Consider the following 1086-nt stretch of genomic DNA (forward strand, 5'->3'; position numbering starts at 1 on the left):
AGCTGGTGGTCTGGGCTGTTTCCCTTTTGACTACGGATCTTATCACTCGCAGTCTGACTCCCAAGCATAAGTATTTGGCATTCGGAGTTTGTCTGAATTCGGTAACCCGATGAGGGCCCCTAGTCCAAACAGTGCTCTACCTCCAATACTCTTCATCTTGAGGCTAGCCCTAAAGCTATTTCGGAGAGAACCAGCTATCTCCAAGTTCGATTGGAATTTCTCCGCTACCCACACCTCATCCCCGCACTTTTCAACGTGCGTGGGTTCGGGCCTCCAGTAAGTGTTACCTTACCTTCACCCTGGACATGGGTAGATCACCTGGTTTCGGGTCTACGACCTCATACTATGTTCGCCCTATTCAGACTCGCTTTCGCTGCGGCTCCGCCTCATCAGCTTAACCTTGCATGAAATCGTAACTCGCCGGTTCATTCTACAAAAGGCACGCTATCACCCGGCATTTTTCCAAAGGAAAATATGCACAGGGCTCTAACTACTTGTAGGCACACGGTTTCAGGTTCTCTTTCACTCCCCTCCCGGGGTGCTTTTCACCTTTCCCTCACGGTACTGGTTCACTATCGGTCACTAGGGAGTATTTAGCCTTGGGAGATGGTCCTCCCTGCTTCCGACGGGATTTCACGTGTCCCGCCGTACTCAGGATCCACTCTGGAGGGAACGAAGTTTCAACTACAGGGTTGTTACCTTCTTTGACGGGCCTTTCCAGACCTCTTCATCTACTCCGTTCCTTTGTAACTCCGTATAGAGTGTCCTACAACCCCAAGAGGCAAGCCTCTTGGTTTGGGCTTCTTCCGTTTCGCTCGCCGCTACTCAGGAAATCGCAATTGCTTTCTCTTCCTCCGGGTACTTAGATGTTTCAGTTCCCCGGGTCTGCCTTCCTTATCCTATGTATTCAGATAAGGATACTGCTCCATTACGAGCAGTGGGTTCCCCCATTCGGAAATCTCCGGATCAAAGCTTGCTTACAGCTCCCCGAAGCATATCGGTGTTAGTCCCGTCCTTCATCGGCTCCTAGTGCCAAGGCATCCACCGTGCGCCCTTACTAACTTAACCTATAAGGTTATTACTACT

At 50.6% G+C, this 1086-nt stretch carries 1 rRNA gene (running past one end of the window); it reads right to left on the reverse strand.

Features of this window, described 5'->3' with window-relative positions:
• Positions 1 to 1068: ribosomal RNA gene (locus KHA87_RS21995) — 23S ribosomal RNA — on the reverse strand; it reaches 1890 nt to the left of the window's first position.
• Positions 1069 to 1086 lie beyond the last annotated feature (18 nt).

It is taken from the genome of Bacillus sp. FJAT-49736, assembly GCF_018343615.1.
GTDB lineage: Bacteria > Bacillota > Bacilli > Bacillales > Bacillaceae_C > Margalitia.